Source organism: Micromonospora sp. WMMD754 (assembly GCF_049315235.1).
Taxonomy (GTDB): Bacteria; Actinomycetota; Actinomycetes; order Mycobacteriales; family Micromonosporaceae; genus Micromonospora; species Micromonospora sediminicola.
The window spans coordinates 5,686,583-5,703,151 of the sequence record NZ_CP186058.1; the positions used below are offsets into that span (position 1 = coordinate 5,686,583).

Genomic DNA, 16,569 nt, shown 5'->3' on the forward strand with positions numbered 1-16,569 from the left:
TTCATCCGTCCTTGAGGGTCAGTTGGATGGCGGCGGCGAGCTGGTCCCGGCCGGGCTGCACGGCCCGGTCCAGGGCCGGCGCGAACGGCAGCACGGCACCGTCGGGCCGGGTGACGCGCCGGGGTGGCGCGGCCAGTCGGACCCGCTCGACCACGGTCGCGATGATCTCCCCGGCGATGCCGCAGGACCGGTTGCCGTCGTCGACCACGACGAGTCGCCCGGTACGGGTCACCGAGTCCACCAGCCCGTCCCAGTCGAACGGGTACAGCGTGCGGGGGTCGAAGACCTCCACCGACGCCTGGTCGGCCAGCTCGTCGGCGACCGCGAGCGCGTCGTGCACCAGGTGCCCGACGGCGACCACGGTGACGTCGTCACCCGGCCGGCGGACCACGCCGCGGCCCAACGGCACCGGCACGAGGTCGGTGACGTCCGCCCGCAGGTCGAGCGCGCCGGCCGGCGCGAAGACCACCACCGGGTCGTCGCAGCGGATCGCGGAGACCAGCAGCCCGTACGCGTCGGCCGGGGTGGCCGGCACCACGGTGGTCACCCCGACGTGGGCGAACAGCGCGTACGGGTGGTCGGAGTGCTGCCCGGCCCAGCCGGTGCGGGAGCCGGAGCCGGGCACCAGGTAGGTGACCGGCACCGCGCACTGGCCGCCGGTCATCAGCGGGAACTTGTGCGCGTGGTTGACGATCTGCTCGAAGACCAGGAACAGCAACGACGGGATCTGGAACTCCACCACCGGGCGGGCCCCGGCCAGCGCCGCGCCGGTGGCGAAGCTGGTGAACGCCTGCTCGGACAGCGGGGTGTCGCGGACCCGGTCCGGGCCGAACCTCTTGAGCAGGCCGGTGGTGACGTTGGCGGCGGCCACCCGGATGTCCTCGCCGAGCACCACGACCGACTCGTCGCGGGTCATCTCGTCGGCGAGCGCCCGGGTGAGCGCCCTGCGGTAGGAGAGCCGGGGCATCAGCCACCTCCGGTCCGGGCGGTGAGCCCGCTGGCGTACAGGTGGTCCAGGGCGGTCGCCGGGTCGGGGTGCGGTCCGGCCAGCGCGAAGTCGACGGCCGCGTCGAGGACCGCCTCGACGGCGGCGTCGACCTCGGCGCGTACCGCCGGGGGCAGCCGGGCGCCCTGGATGTCGACCGGGTCCCGGGAGCGCCCGGCCGCCACCTCCTCGGGCGGGCGGTAGTCGAGGCGTACCCGGTGTTCGAAGGTGTGGTGGGCGTCGAACCGGTGGGTGTGCGCCTCGATCAGCTCGGGGCCGCCGCCGGCGCGCATCCGCCCGACGGCGGCGGCGGTGACCTCGCGTACCGCCTCGGGGTCCTGCCCGTCGACGGCGGACGCCGGCATGCCGAACGCGGCGGCCCGGCCGCCGATCGTGCCGGCGACCGCGCCGGCGACCGGCATGGTGGTGGCCCAGCCGTTGTTCTCGCAGACGAACAGCACCGGCACCCGCCAGAGCGCGGCCAGGTTGAACGCCTCCAGCAGCATGCCCTCGTTGACCGCGCCGTCGCCGAAGAACGTCGCGCCGACGATGTCGGCGCCGCGCCGCCGGCGCTCCCACACCGCACCGGTGAGGATCGCGCCGGCGGCCCCGACGATGGCGTTGGCGCCGAGCACACCGACGCCGAAGTCGGCGGCGTGCATCGACCCGCCCCGGCCCCGGTTGAGCCCGGTGACCCGGCCGCACAGCTCGGCCAGCATCCGGGCCGGGTCGGCGCCCTTGGCCAGCACGTGCCCGTGCCCGCGGTGGGTACCGGTGACCAGGTCGTCGGCGGCGAGCTCCGCGCAGACCCCGGCGGCCACCCCCTCCTGCCCGAGGTACGGGTGGATGCCGCCGACGATCTCCCCGGAGTCGACCAGCTCGATCGCCCGCTCCTCGAAGCGGCGGATCAGCCGGACCGTCCGGTAGAGCCGGACCGGGTCGGAGTCGGTCACGCCGGACGGCCCTCCTTGATCGCGGCGAGGATGTCGTCCCAGAGGCGGGCGCGGGCGGTCAGCGCGGCGTTCACCGTGTCCGCGCACTCCTGCCACTTCGTGTCGTCGTCGCCGCACAGGTCGGCGAGCATCTGCATGGCCATCGGGGTGTGCTGCTCCCCGTCGACCTCGATGTGCCGCTCCAGGTAGTCGACGAACGTGTTCAGCCGGTTGCTGCGCTCGTTGACGGCGACGACCTGGGTGAACATCTCCGGGATGAGGTCCTCCCGGCCGAACGCGAACGCGGCCGCCTGGCAGTGCACCGGGGTGGTCTCGATGATCCGCCAGGTGGTGCCGGCGAACGCCGCCGACGGGGCCGGCACGCCGGCCGCGCCGAGCGCCTCGGTCACCGGCCGGCCGGCCCGCAGCAGGTCGACCAGCTTCTCCACCGCCGTGGTGTCCGCGCCGGCCTCGGTCATGCCCCGCACGTACAGCTCGAAGTGGCTGATGTAGCCCTCGCCCAGCTCGTCGCTCTCCTCGACCATGACGATGTCGTTGATCAGGCGGCGGCTGCCGGTCGGGCCGGTCGGGATCCACGGCACGGTGACGCAGGTCAGCTGGCGCTGCAAGGACTTCAGCAGGGACATGAAGTCCCAGACCGCGAAGACGTGGTGCTCCATGAACGTGACGAGCGCGTCGTGGGTGTCCAGGTTGGCGTAGAGCGGGTGCTTGACCACCACGTCGCGGCGCTCGGTCACCGCCCGCTCCAGCCGCTCGATGCCCGGGTGCGTCCTACCCCAGTCGTACCGTGACATTGTCAGCCTCCCTGCTGGGCGCGGTCGCGCCAGATGACCGGGCAGTAATCGGGGTCCGCGTAGTCCGGCCGCCCCTCGTGGGTGCGGCGGACCAGCACGTCGTGGTTGTACGCGGCGAGCGTGCCGTCGGAGAGCGGATACTCCCGCCAGGCGTTGTCGCCGTCCTGCAGGTGCAGCGAGATCGCCCGCCGGGGCCGCCCGCTGACGTTCGCGCCGCTTCCGTGGTAGGTGCGGCAGTGGTGGAAGCTCATGTGTCCCTTGGGGATCACCATCGGGATCTTGCGGATCTCGGCGCCGTTGTGGGCCGCGTTCTCGGCGAGCATCGCCTCGAGCTGGTCGCGGTCCCGGTCGGCGAAGTGCCGGACCACGGTGTCGTCGGCGCCGATCTCCCGCCAGCGGTGCGAGCCGTCGACCATGGTGATGGTGCCCATCTCCTCGCCGCAGTCGTGGAACGGGATGAACGCGGTGAGCATGTGCTCCGACGACGAGGATGCCCAGTAGTGCTTGTCGAAGTGCCAGGGCACGATGTTGGACGGCTCGCCGGCGATCGGCGGCTTCCAGATCAGCGTCGACTGGAAGATCCGGATCTCGGAAGCCCGCGCGAGCCGGGCGGCGACCGCCCCGATCAGCGGCTTGCGCAGGATCCGGGCGATGCCGTCGTGCTCGTGGTGCACGTAGTCGTTGTGCCGTTGCACGTCGCCCTTCGACGGCTCCCAGTAGGCGAGCTTCGGCGGGCGCACCGGCAGCCGCCGGTCGCGTTCCCCAGCGTAGTAGCGGTCGGTGGCGGCGACCAGCTCGTCCACCTCGTCGTCGGTGAGCAGCTTCTTCGACAGGTACCAGCCGTGCTCGGCGTAGTGCCGGACGTCGTCGTCGGAGGGCAGCAACGCCTCCTCCTCGGCGGTCAACCCGGGATCGATGGTGGTCATGCTCCAACCCCTCCTCCGGCCGCGGCGGCGGGGATCGCCCCCGCCGCGGTCAGTTCGCGTTCCTTGGCCTCGTAGAGCGCCTTGATGTTGCCGCTGCCGAAGGTGCGCGCCCCGCGCCGCTCGATGAGTTCGAGGAAGAGGGTGCGGCGCACGTGCATCGACTCGGTGAAGATCTGCAGGAGCTGCCCGTCGTGGTCGGAGTCGACCAGGATGCTCAGCTCCCGCAGCCGGTCCACCGGCGCGTCCAGCCGACCGACCCGCTGTTCCAGGTGGTCGTAGTAGGCGCCGGGCGTGCGGGCGAACCGCACCCCCCGGCCGGCGAGCGCGCCGACCGCGGTGACGATGTCGTCGGTGCGCAGCCCCAGGTGCTGCACCCCGGCGCCGGCGTGCCAGCGCAGGAAGTCCTCGATCTGCCCGGCCCGGGCACCCGTGTCCGGCTCCAGCAGCACGAAGGTGACCTGCCCGGACGGGCTCTGCACCACCTTGGAGTTCATCGCCTGGCCGGCGACCTCGATGTGTTCGGTGAAGATCTCGGCGAAGCCGAACACCTTCTCGTAGTGCGCGACCGTCTCGTCGAGCTGCCCGGGTGGCACGCAGACCGCCAGGTGGTCGACCTCGGCCAGCAGCGCGTCGCCGTCCGGGGCGGCCACCGGCTCGATCGCGCCGGGCAGGAACACGTCGTGGTCACCGCGCCGCTCGACGAGCCGGTGCAGCACGTCGCCGAAGCCGCCGACCTCGGCGAGCACCACCTCGGCGTTCCCGTCGGTGAAGGTCCGCGGTGGCGTCACCCCGGTCGCACCCCGGGCCACCAGCTCCGCGTACGCCCCGGCGGCGTCGTCGACGGCCAGCGCGACCACCGCGATGCCGTCGCCGTGCCGGTGCACGTAGGTGGCGGCCGGGTGCTCGGCGGACAGGCCGGTGGTCAGCAGCAGCCGGATGCCGGCCTGGGCCAGCAGCAGCGAACGCTGCCCGGCCAGCCCGGTCTCCGGTCCGCCCTGACCGCGCAGCCGGAACCCGACCGCGGTGTCGAAGTAGAAGGCCGCCTGCCGGGCGTCCCCCACGTACAGTTCGAGATGGTCGATGCCGTTGATGTGCATGGACGGGTTTCCCCCTGTTCCCCCCGTGATCACGACCCGGGCGGACGCCCGGGATGGAGTACGGTCAGCCGGCGGCGACCGGGGTGGCGGCCCGGCGGGCCGGCTCCGGGAGCCGGCGCAGCAGCAGGCTGACGTTCTGGCCGCCGAACCCGAACGAGTTCGTCAGCGCGTGGTCGGTCCGGGTGGGCCGGGGCGCGGCGCGGACGTGGTCCGCCTCGCACTCCGGGTCCGGGTCGTCCAGGTGGTAGGTGGGCGGCAGCAGGCCGCGCCCGAGCGCCAGCGCGGTGACCGCGGCCTCCAGCACCCCGGAGGCGCCGAGCAGGTGCCCGGTGAGTGCCTTGGTGGAGCTGACCGGCACCGCGCCGACGCCGAACACCTCGGCCAGCGCGGTGGTCTCGGCGACGTCTCCGCGTTTCGTGCCGGTGCCGTGGGCGTTGACGTAACCGACGTCGTCCGGCCCGACACCGGCGCCGGCCAGCGCCCGACGCATGCACGCGGCGGCGCCCGCGCCGTCGGGCCGGGGCGCGGTCGGGTGGTAGGCGTCGGTGTTCACCCCGTAGCCGGCGACCTCGGCGTAGCCGGTCGCGCCCCGGGCGGCGGCGTGCCCGGCCCGTTCGAGCACCAGCAGCGCCGCGCCCTCGGCCAGCACGAACCCGTTGCGCCGCTTGTCGAACGGCCGGCTCGCCTCGGTGGGTTCGTCCCAGCCGCGGGCCAGCGCCCGGGCGTTGCCGAACGTGTCGGCGAACGTGCCGAACAGCGGCGCCTCGCTCGCCCCGCACACCACCACGTCGGCCTCGCCGGCGCGGATGAGGCGTACCCCGTCGGCGACGGCCTGGGCGCCGGAGGCGCAGGCCGTGCCCACCGCCGAGCTGTAGCCGCGGATGCCGTGCGCGATCGCGACGCGGGCCGAGGGCATGTTCGGCAGGATCCCGGTGAGCAGGTACGGGCTGACCGCCGCCCGGCCGCGCGCGGCCCGGGCCAGGACCTGGCTCTCCAGGGTGGACATCCCGCCGACACCGCCGATGATCACCCCGATCCGGTCCGGGTCGACGTCGCGCCCCACCTCGATGCCGGCGTCGGCGAGCGCCTCGGCCGCGGTGAGCAGGGCGAGCAGCACGATCCGGTCGAGCACCCTGGTCTCCGGCCCGGACGCGACGGTGCGCGGGTCGATCTCCGGCAGCACCCCGGCGACCTCCAGGCTGTCCCGCACCGGGTGGCCCTCGGGTGGGCGACGCAGCCCGGAGCGGCCGGACAGCAGCCCCGCGAACGTCTCCTCGACGCCCCGCCCGGCCGGGGTGAACAGCCCCATGCCGGTGATCAGCGCGGTCACGACGGGGCCTGGGTCAGGTAGCGCTCCCGCAGCGCCACCTTGCGGACCTTGCCGGTGACGGTGACCGGGATGTCGTCGGCGCGGACCGGCACCACCCGGCGCAGCGTGGCGGCCACGTCCGGGCCGAGCGCGGCGCGGATGCGCGCGGTGCGGTCCGCGTCCGGGTCGGCCCCGGCGGCCAGCTCCAGCAGCACGTCGGTGGTGACCGTGCCGTCGTCCGCCTTGACGATCACCACCGTGCAGTCGGTGACGTCGGCGCAGGCGGCGAGGATCCGCTCCTCGGACAGCGCGGTGAAGAACCGTTTCCCGTCGCCGACCTCGACCGAGTCGACCGCCCGGTCCAGGTGGTAGTAGCGGCCGTCGTCGTCGGCGTACACCAGGTCGCCGGTGAGATACCAGCCGCGCAGCCGGAACCGGTAGGTGGTGACCGAGTCGTTCCAGTAGCCGCGGAACAGCGACGGCGAGTCGATGCCCAGCCAGCCCACCTGCCCGGCCGGCAGCTCGTTGCCGTCGGCGTCGAGCACGGCCACCGTCGTGAACCGGTACGGCCGGCCGACGCAGCGCCCGTACCGGTTGGTGTCGACGGTGTGCGTGACGTGGAACATGGAGTGCCCCATCTCGCTGGAGCCGAGCCCGTCGATGAAGACCGACCCGGGCACCCGGGTCACGCCCTCGCGGGTGACCACGTCCCGCGAGCCGACCGCGACCAGCCGCCGTACGTGCGGCTCGTGCGAGCAGTCGCCGGTGTTGAACCACAGCCGCACCGAGTCCAGGTCGTAGCCGGACAGGTCGAAGCGGGCCAGCTCGGCCCAGGTGACGGAGAACCCGAACACGCCGTCGGGCCGCCAGCGTTGGATCGCGTCCAGCACCCGTTCGCCGCCCTGCTCGGACAGCAGGTACATCTGGGCCCGGTTGCCCAGCGCCTGGTTGACCATGAGCACGGTGGCGGTGTGCGGGGCGGGCAACGCGTTGAGGATGCGGGTGGTGCCCTGCGCCTGCGGCATGGACAGCAGGTGCCGGGTGGCGGCGAACAGGCTGGCGTGCGAGTGCAGCACCGCCTTCGGCACGCCGGTGGTGCCGGAGGTGTGGGTGATCACGATCGGGTCGTCCGGGTGGTGCCGGTAGTGCGCGGGCGCGGCGGCCGGGTCGCCGGCGCCGGCCCGCGCCGGCTCGCCGAGCATCGGTGCGCCCAGGTCGTGGCCGGCCAGGGCGGTGGCCCGTTCGGCGTCGGCGAGCACCCCGGCGGCCCGCAGCCGGCGGATGTACTCGGCGGCGATCTCCGGGCGCAGCCTGCCGTTCATCAGCGCGGGGATCGCGCCGAGACGGGTCAGCGCCAGGAACGACAGCACCATGTCGGCGGCGGTGCCGGCCCAGACGGCGACCGGGTCGCGTGGCGTCACCCCGCGCTCGTGCAGCCAGGCCGCCCGGGCGGCGACCATCCGGTCGAGCTGGCCCAGGGTCAGCGGGGTCTCGGCCGGGTGGCCGTCCACCTCGGTGTCGAACGTGAGCCCCGGGCCGTCCGGGTCGGCGCCGTGGGCCAGCACCCGGGCGAGCACGTTGCCCGCGCCCAGCTCGGCGTCGGCCGCGAGCGCGCCGCGCAGTCCCTTCGTCCTCATTGACGTGTCTCCTCCCCCAGCAGCACCGCGGTCGCCTCGCCCGACGTGCCGTCCGGTGCCAGTTCGATCAGGATCAGCAACGCCTGCGCGGCGTCGCCGTCGTGCAGCAGCAGGTCCGCCTCGGCCTCACCCGCGGCCCGTGGGTCCCCCGTGGGGCTCAGGCACACCACCGGCCCGTCCAGTCCCCGGCGCACCGCGACGTGCCCGGCCACGCTGTTCGGCACCGACTGGAAGAAGAACAGCGGCCCGACCCGCCCACCGGCGGCCACCGTGGCGCGCACGTGCGCCGCGCTGGCGGAGTCCCCGCCGGTGCTGACCAGCACCACCGCCGTCCGGTTGCCCGGTGGCAGCGGCCCGTCCCCGTACCGCCGCGCGAGGCACCGCTCGGCCACCGCCGCCACCAGCGGCGCGAACGGCGAGTGCACGAACCCCGGCACCCCCGCCGGCCCCGCACCCCCGTCCCCCGCCTCGGGCCACCGCGCCTCCGCGAGCACCACCACCCCGTCGTTGCGCGATCTTGCGGTTGGTGCCCCCTCGGCGGGCGTTGTGCCCGTTTCGCCGGGGCCGGAAGTGCAAGATCGCGGGGAGCCAGGGTGGGGGGTGGGAGTGGGGGCGGTCATGAGGTGCTCACCAGGAGGGCCGTGTTGGCGCCGCCGAAGGCGGCGTTGAGGGTCAGGGCGTGTGCGGTACGCGCGGGGCGGGGTGCGTCGCGGATGACGTCCAGCGGGCACTGCGGGTCGCGGCCGAGCCAGCCGGCGGTGACCGGCAGCTTGCCGTGCCGCAGGGCCAGCACGGTGACCAGCAGTTCCAGCAGACCGGACGCCTCCAGCGCGTGCCCGTGCACCGACTTGGTGGAGCTGACCGGCAGCCGGCCGGCGTCCGCGCCGAACACCCGGGTCAGCGCCGCCGCCTCGGAGGCGTCGCTGAACGGGGTGCCGGTGGCGTTGGCGTTGACGTAGCCGACCGCGTCCGGGGGCAGCCCGCCCCGGCGCAGCGCCGCCTCGACCGCCCGGGCCAGCCCGGTCCCGTCCGGATGCGGCTGGCACGGGTGGTACGCGTCCCCCGCCCGGCCCCACCCGGCCACCGTCGCGAGCGTCTCGGCGTCCCGCCGGGCCGCGGCGCCCGCCGACTCCAGCACCACCGCGGCCACCCCGTCGCCGAGCAGCAGCCCCGTGCGGCCGGCGCTGAACGGCCGGACCGCGCCGTCGGCGGCGAGCGCCCGGCCGGCGTCGAAGAGCGCGTACTGGTCGGGTTCGACCAGGTAGCCGGCCGCGACCACGACCCGGTCCAGGTCGCCGCGGTGGATCAGCGTGGCCGCGTCGGCGACCGCGGTGCTGGCCGAGACGCAGGCGGTGGTGTAGATCCGGGTGGGCCCGCCGAGCCCGCAGTGGGCGGCCAGGTGACCGGCGAGCGCCGGCACCGTCGGCTCGTCCCGCCCCAGGGGTACGGGCAGCGAGTGCGGCCCGCCGTGGGTGGCCAGGAACAGGGCGGACCCGGCCCGGTCGGCCCGGCCCAGCCCGGCGGCCCGGGCGGCGGCGTCGATCGCGTCGGTGAGTTCGGCGGCGAGCGTGCCGACCTCCGGCAGGGTGGCCGCCACGGTGACCCGGCGGCCGGTGGTGTCGAAGCGGCGCACCGGCCCGAACGCCGGGGCGCCGGAGAACACCCCGGACAGCAGCGCGTCGGCGCCCCTGCCGAGGGCGCTGAGCGCGTGCGTGCCGGTGATCCGTACGGTCTCCCGCTCAGCCATCTGCGGGAGCGGTCAGCGAGCTGCGGAACATCGCCAACGCGTCGTCGACGGTGCGGATGCCGGCGAGCTGGTCGTCGCTCAGCTCCAGCCGGCGGTCGTAGCGCTGCTCGACGAGGTGGACCAGCCAGGCCAGCTCCATCGAGCCGATCCGGTCGGGCACCCGGTCGACGGGTTTCGCGGTCAGTTCGGCGAGCATGCTCACCAGGTCAGCTCGCCCCAGGTCGGGCCGACCGGACATCAGGAGTCGTCGCCGTCGGCGGCCGCGCGGTCGGCCACCATGGTGGTGAACTCGCCGACCGTCATCAGGGCCAGCTTCTCCGACTCGTCGTCGGCGAACTTCAGGCCGTAGCGGTCCTCGACCCGGACCGCGAGGTCGGCCAGGGCCAGCGACTCCAGGTCGACGCCGGAGGGGCCCAGGGTGGTGTCGTCGTCGAGGTCCTCGACGTCGTAGTTCATGTCGGCCAGTTGCTCGATGACGAAGGTGCGGACCTCGTCGCGCATGGGGTTAACCTCTTTCCGTGAACCAGCTACCGGTGCCCGGTCGGGACACCGTGTACGTGTGGACCGGCCGTGCCACCGGCGACCAGCGGGAGCTGACGCGGCGGCTGCTCAGGCGCGCGGGTGGCGCGTTGCTCGGCCGGCCCGAGGCGGGGATCGGGGTGGACCGGAGGCCCGGCGGGCGCCCGGAGGTGCGCGCCGACGACGGGCGGACGCTGCCGGTCAGCGTCAGCCACGTCGACGGGGTGGTCGTGGTGGCCGCCCGGGCGGCCGGCCCGGTCGGGGTGGACGTGGAGCGGCGCCGTCCGCTGCCCGCCACGTCCCTGGCCCGCCGCTGGTACGCCCCGGACGAGGCGGACTGGCTGGCGGCCCGTGACGAGACCGGGCGGGAGCTGGACTTCCTGCGCCTGTGGACGGCGAAGGAGGCGGTCGGCAAGGCGCTCGGTCGGGGGCTGCGCGGCGGCGGGCTGCGCCGCCGGATGCCGCCCCCGCACGGCGGCGGCGAGCTGTGGCCGGTCCCCGGGCGTCCGGACGCGCGCGTCGGTCATCCCGCCGGTGGGGACGATCTGGTGCTCGCGGTCGCGGTGCTCGGCGCCGCCGGGCCGGTCGGGGTGGTGCTCGCCTAGCGGGCCGGTCACGACGCCGCCTCCCGCAGGGCCGGCACCGCGCGGACCAGCTTCCCGGTGGTGGTGCGGGGCAGTTGTTCGAGCAGGTGCAGCGTGCGGGGCCGCTTGAACCCGGCCAGCCGCTCGGCGAGCAGGATGTCCAGCGTCTCCTCGGTGGGTGTGCCGTCGGTCTGCACGTAGGCGCTGATCCCGTCGTCCCAGACCACCACGGCGGCGGTGACGCCGGGCAGCCCGGCCACGGTGGCCTCCACCTCGGTGAGGTCGACCTTGAGGCCGCCGACCGACACCTGCGAGTCGAGCCGCCCCCGCACGGTGACCAGCCCGGTCCCGGGGTCGACCGCGCCGGCGTCGCGGGTGTGCAGCCAGCCGTCGGCCCAGCGGGTCGGGTCGGCGAGCCCGACGTACGGGTTGGCCGGGCAGCTGACCCACAGCTCGCCGTCGCGTTCCCGCACCTCGATGCCGGGGGCGGGGGCGACGGCGGGGCGGTGCGCGCCGTACAGGTCGGTGCCGATGACCCCGACCTCGGTCATCCCGTACATGTTGCCCAGGGGGACGCCGTACCGGTCGGTGAAGGCCCGGGCGACCGCGGCCGGGACCAGTTCGCCGCCGGTGGTCATGCGACGCAGCTGCGGCAGCGGGCCGGTGGGCACGGTGGAGGCGAGCAGTCCGATGTGGAACGGCACGCCGAGCACGGTGGCCGGGGTGTCCTGGGCGGCGACCGCGGCGAGGATCGCGTCGCCGCCGAGCCGCTCCGGCGGGCACAGCTCGACCCCGGCGTGCAGGCCGTAGAGCAGGCCGCCGACCAGGCCGAGCACGTGCACCATGGACGGCAGCAGGATGATCCGTTCGCCGGGCAGCGCGACGCCGTCGATCCGGGTGTAGCGGCGCACCTCGGCGACCAGGTCGGCGGCGGTGCGGCCGATCACCTTGGACGGGCCGGTGGAGCCGGAGCTGAGCTGGATCACCGCGTGCGGGCTGCCGGCGGGACGGTCGGAGTAGGACGTGACGCCGGCGGTGACGTCGACGAAGACGCGCAGCGCGCCGCCGCCGGTGCGGACCGGCGCGACCACCACCTGCGGGGTGAGCCGGCGCAGGGCCAGGTCGACCTCGTGGTCGGTGAGCCGGTGGTCGAGCAGCACGGCCTGGCCGCCGGCGCGCCAGGTGGCCAGCAGGTGCGCCACGTACGCCAGGGAGGGCGGCAGGCGCAGCGCCGCGGCGCCGCCCGGACGCAGCCCGGCCCCGGTCAGGCGGGCCTGCGCCTCGCCGACGAGGCGACGCAGCGTGCCCTTGTCGACCGGCTCCGGCAGGCGGAGACACACGTCGGTGTCGCGGCCGGTGAACAGGATGTCGTCCACCCAGTCCACCGTCGTCGACGCGGGATCGTCCGCCACGGGATGTGCACTCACGACCGGCCACCGCCCAGCCTCGATGTGGGCGGATCCGCCCACCGGGTACGTCTTTCGGGGTGCTGACGGAACCCTACGGCGGCCCTTCTCGGCATCGCCAGATGCAAATGGCTAGATCCAAAACAGCGGCTGGTGGATTGCCCAGGATCGATCGGACAGGCAGGATCGGACGCACGCCGGCAAGGTAGCCCGCCGGCCGCCCGACGCTGTGCTGCGCGCAGTGCGTCGCGGTCCGGCCGATGGCTACGCTCGGGGCATGTTCCGTGTGGCCCGGCACAGCGACTTCGCGCAGATCGTCCGCCTCTACCGGCAGTTGAACCCCGACGACCCGCACCTGACCGACGGCTCCGACGCGCGGGCCTTCGCGCGGATCCTGGCCACCGCGGGGCTGCACCTGTTCGTGCTCGACCTGGACGGTGCCGTCGTCGCCACCACGTACCTCAACGTGATCCCGAACATCAGCCGATCGGCGTCCCCCTACGCGGTCATCGAGAACGTCGTCGTCGACGAGTCGCGGCGCGGCACCGGTCTGGGCAAGCGGATCATGGCCGGCACGCTCCAGGCCGCCTGGGACGCCGGTTGTTACAAGGCGATGCTCATGACCGGGTCACGCCGGCCCGTGACCCACGCCTTCTACCGGGCCTGCGGGTTCTCCGGCGACGCCAAGACGGCCTACCTGGCGGCGCGGCCGTCGTGACCCGGCACACCGGACCGGACTGCCCGGTCAGCCCTCCCCGGTCGGCGGGGGCGCGGCGCCGCGCAGCACCAGCGCGCTGTTGAACCCGTCGAAGCCGCGCGCGCCGACCAGCGCGATCCGGCTGCGCGGCCGGCGGGGCTCGCGCAGGAAGGTCAGCTCGCACCCGGGCGCCGGGTCGTCCGGGCCGGCGGAGACGGGCAGCACGCCCCGCTGGAACGCCAGCAGCGCGGTGGCCGCGTCCAGCGCCGACCCGCCCTGGTGGGCCCGGCCGGTCAACGGCTTCTGCGTGGTCACCGGCGGGGTCCGGTCGCCGAACACGGCCCGCAGCGCGCTCGCCTCGGCCCGGTCGTACGCCGGCACACCGAGCGCGTCCGGCCAGATCACGTCCACGTCGTGCGGACGGACCGCGGCCCGGTCCAGGGCCAGGCGCAGCGCCCGGGCGTAGTGGGTCGGGTCGGGTCCGGCCTCCGGGTCGGTGGGGGCGGCATCGTGGGTGGCCGCCCAGCCGGTGATCTCCCCGTAGATCCGCGCGCCCCGGCCCAGCGCGTGCCCCAGCTCCTCCACCACGAACACCGCGCCGCCCTCGGCCGGCACGTACCCGCTGGCCGCGGCGTCGAACGGCCGGTACGCGCGCTCCGGGTCGGCGACGTCGCTGAGCAGGCCGGAGCGCAGTTGGCAGGCGAGCGCGTACGGGCTCAGCGGGCACTCGGTAGCCCCGGCGACGACCACCGGCGTGCCCCGGCGGATGGTGCGCACCGCGTGCGCCAGGCTGTCCAGCCCGCCGGCCGACTCGGACACGGTGACCCCGGACGGCCCCTTGAACTGGTGCCGGATCGACAGCTGCCCGACGCTGGCCGCGTAGAACCAGGCGATCGACTGGTACGCCCCGACCGTGCGGGTCGGGCCGCCCCAGAGCCGTTGCAGCTCCCGCTGCCCGAACAGGTTCCCGCCGGACGAGCTGGCCAGCGTGACCGCCCAGCCGTACGGGTCGGGTGACACCTCGGGCAGGCCGGCGTCGGCCAGCGCCAGCCGGGTGGCGGCGAAGCCGAGGTGGGTCCAGCGGTCGGTCTGCACCCGCTGCCGGGGGTCGGTGAACCCGGCCGGGTCGAAGTCGGCCACCTCGCCGGCCACCCGGGTCGGGTAGCGCGCCGGGTCGAACAGCGTGATCGGGCCGGTGCGCCGGGTGCCGGCCAGCACGGTGGCCCAGTGCGCGTCCGCGCCGACGCCGCTCGGCGCGACCACGCCGATGCCGGTCACCACCGCCCGCGCCGTCATGACTGGGTCACCGCCAGCCGGCGGAACACCATCGCGGACTGGAAGCCGCCGAAGCCGCTGCCCACCGACAACGCCACGTCCACCGGCACCTCCCGGGCCTCGTTCGGCACGTAGTCCAGGTCGCACTCCGGGTCGCGGGTGGCCCAGTTGGCGGTCGGCGGAACCACGCCGTACTCGATGGCCAGCGCGCAGGCGGCCATCTCGATCGAGCCGATCGCGCCGAGCGAGTGCCCGACCATCGACTTGATCGAGCTGATCGGCACCCGGTACGCGGCCGGGCCGAGCGCCCGCTTGAACGCCGCCGTCTCGTGCCGGTCGTTCTGCCGGGTGCCGGAGCCGTGCGCGCTGACGTACGACACGGCCGAGGGGGTGAGCCGGGCCTGGCGCAGCGCGTCGGTGATGGCCACCGCCATCTCGGCGCCGTCCGGACGCAGGCCGGTCATGTGGAAACCGTTGCTGCGGCTGGCGTAGCCGGCGACCTCGCAGTAGACGTGCGCGCCCCGGCGGCGAGCGTGCTCGGCCTCCTCCAGCACCAGCACCGCCGCGCCCTCGGCGAGGACGAACCCGTGCCGGTCGGCGTCGAACGGCCGGGACGCGTGCTCCGGGTCGTCGTTGTCCGGGCTGGTCGCGCCGATCGCGTCGAACGAGGCGACGGTGACCGGGGAGATCGGCGAGTCGGCGGCCCCGGCCAGCACCACGTCCGCCTCGCCGTCGGCGACGAGCTGGTGGGCGTACCCGATCGCGTCGATGCCGGAGGTGCAGCCGGTGGAGACCACCTGGGCCGGGCCGTGCAGCCCGTGCCGGCAGGCCACGTCGGCGGCCAGGCTGCTGGGCACCAGCGCCTGGTAGAGGTACGGCCCGCCGAGGGCGTGGTCGACCAGCCAGTGCCGGCCGGAGTCGCTGACCCGGACGTACTCCTGCTCCAGGGCCATGGTGCCGCCGACGGCGGTGCCGAGCACCACGCCGGCCCGCTCCCGCTCGGCGTCGGTGAGCGTCAACCCGCTGTCCGCGAGCGCCTCGGCGGAGCAGGCGAGCGCGAACTGCACGTACCGGTCGGCGCGCTGCCGCTCGGCCAGCGTGATCCCGGCGGCGTCCGGGTCGAAGTCGCACTCGGCGGCGATCTGCGAGCGGAACGGCGACGGGTCGAAGAAGCTGATCCGCCGGGTGGCGGTCCGCCCCTCGGTGATGGTCTTCCAGAAGCGGTCCCGGGTGGCGCCGCCGGGCGCGACCACGCCGACGCCGGTGACCACGGTACGCCGGCCGGTCACGACGGCTCCCGCGGTGGTGGGGCGGCGCTCTCGGTGTCGACGTGGCCGAGTTCCGGTCGGGGCGCGAGCGGCCCCAGGTGGAAGACCACCTCGGCGGGCTCGTCGCCGGTGTTGCGCAGCCGGTGCCGCACGTACTTCGGCACGTAGAGCGCCTCCCCGGCGGCCAGCGGCACCTCGACGTCGTCCAGGTCGACGGTGATCGCGCCACGCGCCACGTAGAGGAACTCCTCGCTGTACGGGTGGTAGTGCTCGGCGATCCGCTCCCCCGGCGCGAGCGCGGCCACGCCCATGAAGCCGGAGGTGCTGCCGACGGTCTTCGGGCCGAGCAGCACCCGCAGCTCCCCGCCGCGACGGCGGTCGGCGGACACGTCGTGGACGGAGACCCGGGCGGTGGTGATGTCGGTCATCGCGCGCCTCCCGCGTGCGCCCGCTCGATCCGCTCCTTGATCACGGCGAGCTGGACCTTGCTGTTGGTGTTGATCCGTGCGGTCATGCCGGCGTTGTCGACCGGCGCGGTGGGCTTCATCGCGAAGTCCTGCACCCAGGTCATCCGGGTGCTGCCGTCGACCTCCTCGTACCGCCAGTGGATGCGCATGTACTCGAACGGCCCGGTCTCGACGCGGCGGGCGTGCACCTGCCGGGTCGCCGGGTCGGCGGTGCGCTCGCTGACCCAGCTCCACGCCACGCCGTTCTCGTCCGGGTGCATGGTGAGCCGGAAGCGGACCGTGTCCCCCTCCGCGTGCAGGATCTCCACCAGCGCGTACTCGGTGAACAGCTCGGTCCACCGGGCCACGTCGTTGGTGATGTCCCAGACCAACGGCAGCGGTGCGTCGATGTCGATCGCGTTCTCGGTGTGCCCGGGCGGGTCCGCCCTGCGGGCCACCAGGTCGGCGACGCCGGCGATGCTGAGCTGGCCGGCCTGTTCGGGGATCTTCACCCGCCACCGGTCGGCCACGACCGCGGAGAGTTCGAGCAGCGCCAGGGAGTCCATGCCCAGTTCCTCCAGGCTCGCGGCCGGGGTGCTGGCGGCGGCGTCGGGGTCCAGGCCGCAGTGCGTCACCAGGATGTCGGTGATCTCGCTGGCGAGCGGGCGGTCGGGGGCGACGGTCATCGGTTCCTCCAGGTGGTCGGGCCGGCGGCGGGCGCGGCGGGAACGGGGGTACGGCCGGCCGGGTCGGTCTCGGCGCGCGGGTCGGGCACCGCCGAGCGCAGCCTCGGTAGGGCGGCGTCGGCGTGGACGGCGCCGTCGGTCCGACCGACGGCCGGCGCGCTGTCGACGCCACCGGCGGCGTCGGCGCTCCCCACGGGCACGGCCTCGTCGGCGCTCCCGGCGGGCACGACGTCGGCAGCG

Annotated in this window: 18 protein-coding genes; 2 read left to right on the forward strand and 16 right to left on the reverse strand. The window is 74.8% G+C overall.

What is annotated here, in order from left to right; all coding sequences use genetic code 11:
• Position 1 precedes the first annotated feature (1 nt).
• The 11 genes from ACN27B_RS26740 to ACN27B_RS26790 form a co-directional block, all read right to left on the reverse strand.
• Positions 2-967 carry an alpha-ketoacid dehydrogenase subunit beta gene (locus ACN27B_RS26740; protein ID WP_099160732.1) on the reverse strand — a complete coding sequence of 322 codons (966 nt, stop codon included), beginning with the start codon at positions 965-967 and terminating at the stop codon, positions 2-4.
• Positions 967-1,938, reverse strand: coding sequence for a thiamine pyrophosphate-dependent dehydrogenase E1 component subunit alpha (locus ACN27B_RS26745; protein WP_422741848.1), 972 nt, complete (start codon positions 1,936-1,938; stop codon positions 967-969). The genes ACN27B_RS26740 and ACN27B_RS26745 overlap by 1 nt, the downstream gene beginning before the upstream one ends.
• Entirely contained in the window at positions 1,935-2,732 is a 798-nt protein-coding gene (locus ACN27B_RS26750; protein ID WP_099160730.1) for a DUF3050 domain-containing protein, read from the reverse strand. The genes ACN27B_RS26745 and ACN27B_RS26750 overlap by 4 nt, the downstream gene beginning before the upstream one ends.
• 2 nt (positions 2,733-2,734) lie before the next feature.
• Positions 2,735-3,658 (reverse strand): phytanoyl-CoA dioxygenase family protein, encoded by a 924-nt coding sequence (locus ACN27B_RS26755; RefSeq protein WP_396821703.1) that lies wholly within the window; start codon positions 3,656-3,658, stop codon positions 2,735-2,737.
• Positions 3,655-4,755, reverse strand: coding sequence for a 4-hydroxyphenylpyruvate dioxygenase (hppD, locus tag ACN27B_RS26760; protein WP_099160728.1), 1,101 nt, complete (start codon positions 4,753-4,755; stop codon positions 3,655-3,657). The genes ACN27B_RS26755 and hppD overlap by 4 nt, the downstream gene beginning before the upstream one ends.
• Positions 4,756-4,819: 64 nt before the next feature.
• Positions 4,820-6,085, reverse strand: a complete 1,266-nt coding sequence (locus tag ACN27B_RS26765; protein ID WP_422741851.1) for a beta-ketoacyl-[acyl-carrier-protein] synthase family protein — start codon at positions 6,083-6,085, stop codon at positions 4,820-4,822.
• On the reverse strand, positions 6,082-7,701 hold the full coding sequence (locus tag ACN27B_RS26770) for a class I adenylate-forming enzyme family protein (protein ID WP_422741853.1): 1,620 nt from the start codon (positions 7,699-7,701) through the stop codon (positions 6,082-6,084). Before ACN27B_RS26770 ends, ACN27B_RS26765 begins: the two co-directional genes overlap by 4 nt.
• On the reverse strand, positions 7,698-8,198 hold the full coding sequence (locus tag ACN27B_RS26775) for a beta-ketoacyl synthase chain length factor (protein ID WP_099164551.1): 501 nt from the start codon (positions 8,196-8,198) through the stop codon (positions 7,698-7,700). Before ACN27B_RS26775 ends, ACN27B_RS26770 begins: the two co-directional genes overlap by 4 nt.
• 119 nt (positions 8,199-8,317) lie before the next feature.
• On the reverse strand, positions 8,318-9,448 hold the full coding sequence (locus ACN27B_RS26780) for a beta-ketoacyl-[acyl-carrier-protein] synthase family protein (RefSeq protein ID WP_422741855.1): 1,131 nt from the start codon (positions 9,446-9,448) through the stop codon (positions 8,318-8,320).
• Positions 9,441-9,686 carry a hypothetical protein gene (locus ACN27B_RS26785; RefSeq protein ID WP_099160724.1) on the reverse strand — a complete coding sequence of 82 codons (246 nt, stop codon included), beginning with the start codon at positions 9,684-9,686 and terminating at the stop codon, positions 9,441-9,443. Before ACN27B_RS26785 ends, ACN27B_RS26780 begins: the two co-directional genes overlap by 8 nt.
• Positions 9,686-9,949, reverse strand: a complete 264-nt coding sequence (locus ACN27B_RS26790) for an acyl carrier protein (RefSeq protein ID WP_091574142.1) — start codon at positions 9,947-9,949, stop codon at positions 9,686-9,688. Before ACN27B_RS26790 ends, ACN27B_RS26785 begins: the two co-directional genes overlap by 1 nt.
• A gap of 17 nt (positions 9,950-9,966) precedes the next feature.
• On the opposite strand from ACN27B_RS26790, the gene ACN27B_RS26795 reads away from it, so the two are divergent.
• Positions 9,967-10,572 carry a 4'-phosphopantetheinyl transferase family protein gene (locus tag ACN27B_RS26795; RefSeq protein WP_099160723.1) on the forward strand — a complete coding sequence of 202 codons (606 nt, stop codon included), beginning with the start codon at positions 9,967-9,969 and terminating at the stop codon, positions 10,570-10,572.
• A gap of 8 nt (positions 10,573-10,580) precedes the next feature.
• Here the strand turns inward: ACN27B_RS26795 and ACN27B_RS26800 are convergent, their stop codons facing one another.
• A complete protein-coding gene (locus ACN27B_RS26800) occupies positions 10,581-11,978 on the reverse strand; it encodes a class I adenylate-forming enzyme family protein (protein ID WP_422741859.1) in 1,398 nt (465 codons plus the stop codon).
• A gap of 256 nt (positions 11,979-12,234) precedes the next feature.
• Here ACN27B_RS26800 and ACN27B_RS26805 point away from each other — a divergent pair, with 256 nt between their 5' ends.
• Complete coding sequence (locus ACN27B_RS26805; RefSeq protein ID WP_099160721.1) at positions 12,235-12,675, forward strand: GNAT family N-acetyltransferase; 441 nt, start codon at positions 12,235-12,237, stop codon at positions 12,673-12,675.
• 27 nt (positions 12,676-12,702) lie between these two features.
• On the opposite strand, the gene ACN27B_RS26810 is transcribed toward ACN27B_RS26805, so the two are convergent.
• From ACN27B_RS26810 to ACN27B_RS26825, 4 genes are read right to left on the reverse strand one after another with little or no spacing between them, the layout of a single operon-like run.
• Positions 12,703-13,950: a beta-ketoacyl synthase N-terminal-like domain-containing protein gene (locus ACN27B_RS26810; RefSeq protein WP_422741861.1), complete on the reverse strand. Its 1,248-nt coding sequence runs from the start codon at positions 13,948-13,950 to the stop codon at positions 12,703-12,705.
• A complete protein-coding gene (locus ACN27B_RS26815; protein WP_422741863.1) occupies positions 13,947-15,218 on the reverse strand; it encodes a beta-ketoacyl-[acyl-carrier-protein] synthase family protein in 1,272 nt (423 codons plus the stop codon). The genes ACN27B_RS26810 and ACN27B_RS26815 overlap by 4 nt, the downstream gene beginning before the upstream one ends.
• A complete protein-coding gene (locus ACN27B_RS26820; RefSeq protein WP_091574136.1) occupies positions 15,215-15,625 on the reverse strand; it encodes a cupin domain-containing protein in 411 nt (136 codons plus the stop codon). The genes ACN27B_RS26815 and ACN27B_RS26820 overlap by 4 nt, the downstream gene beginning before the upstream one ends.
• Positions 15,622-16,329 (reverse strand): SRPBCC family protein, encoded by a 708-nt coding sequence (locus ACN27B_RS26825; protein ID WP_422741866.1) that lies wholly within the window; start codon positions 16,327-16,329, stop codon positions 15,622-15,624. The genes ACN27B_RS26820 and ACN27B_RS26825 overlap by 4 nt, the downstream gene beginning before the upstream one ends.
• Between the last annotated feature and the right edge of the window lie 240 nt (positions 16,330-16,569).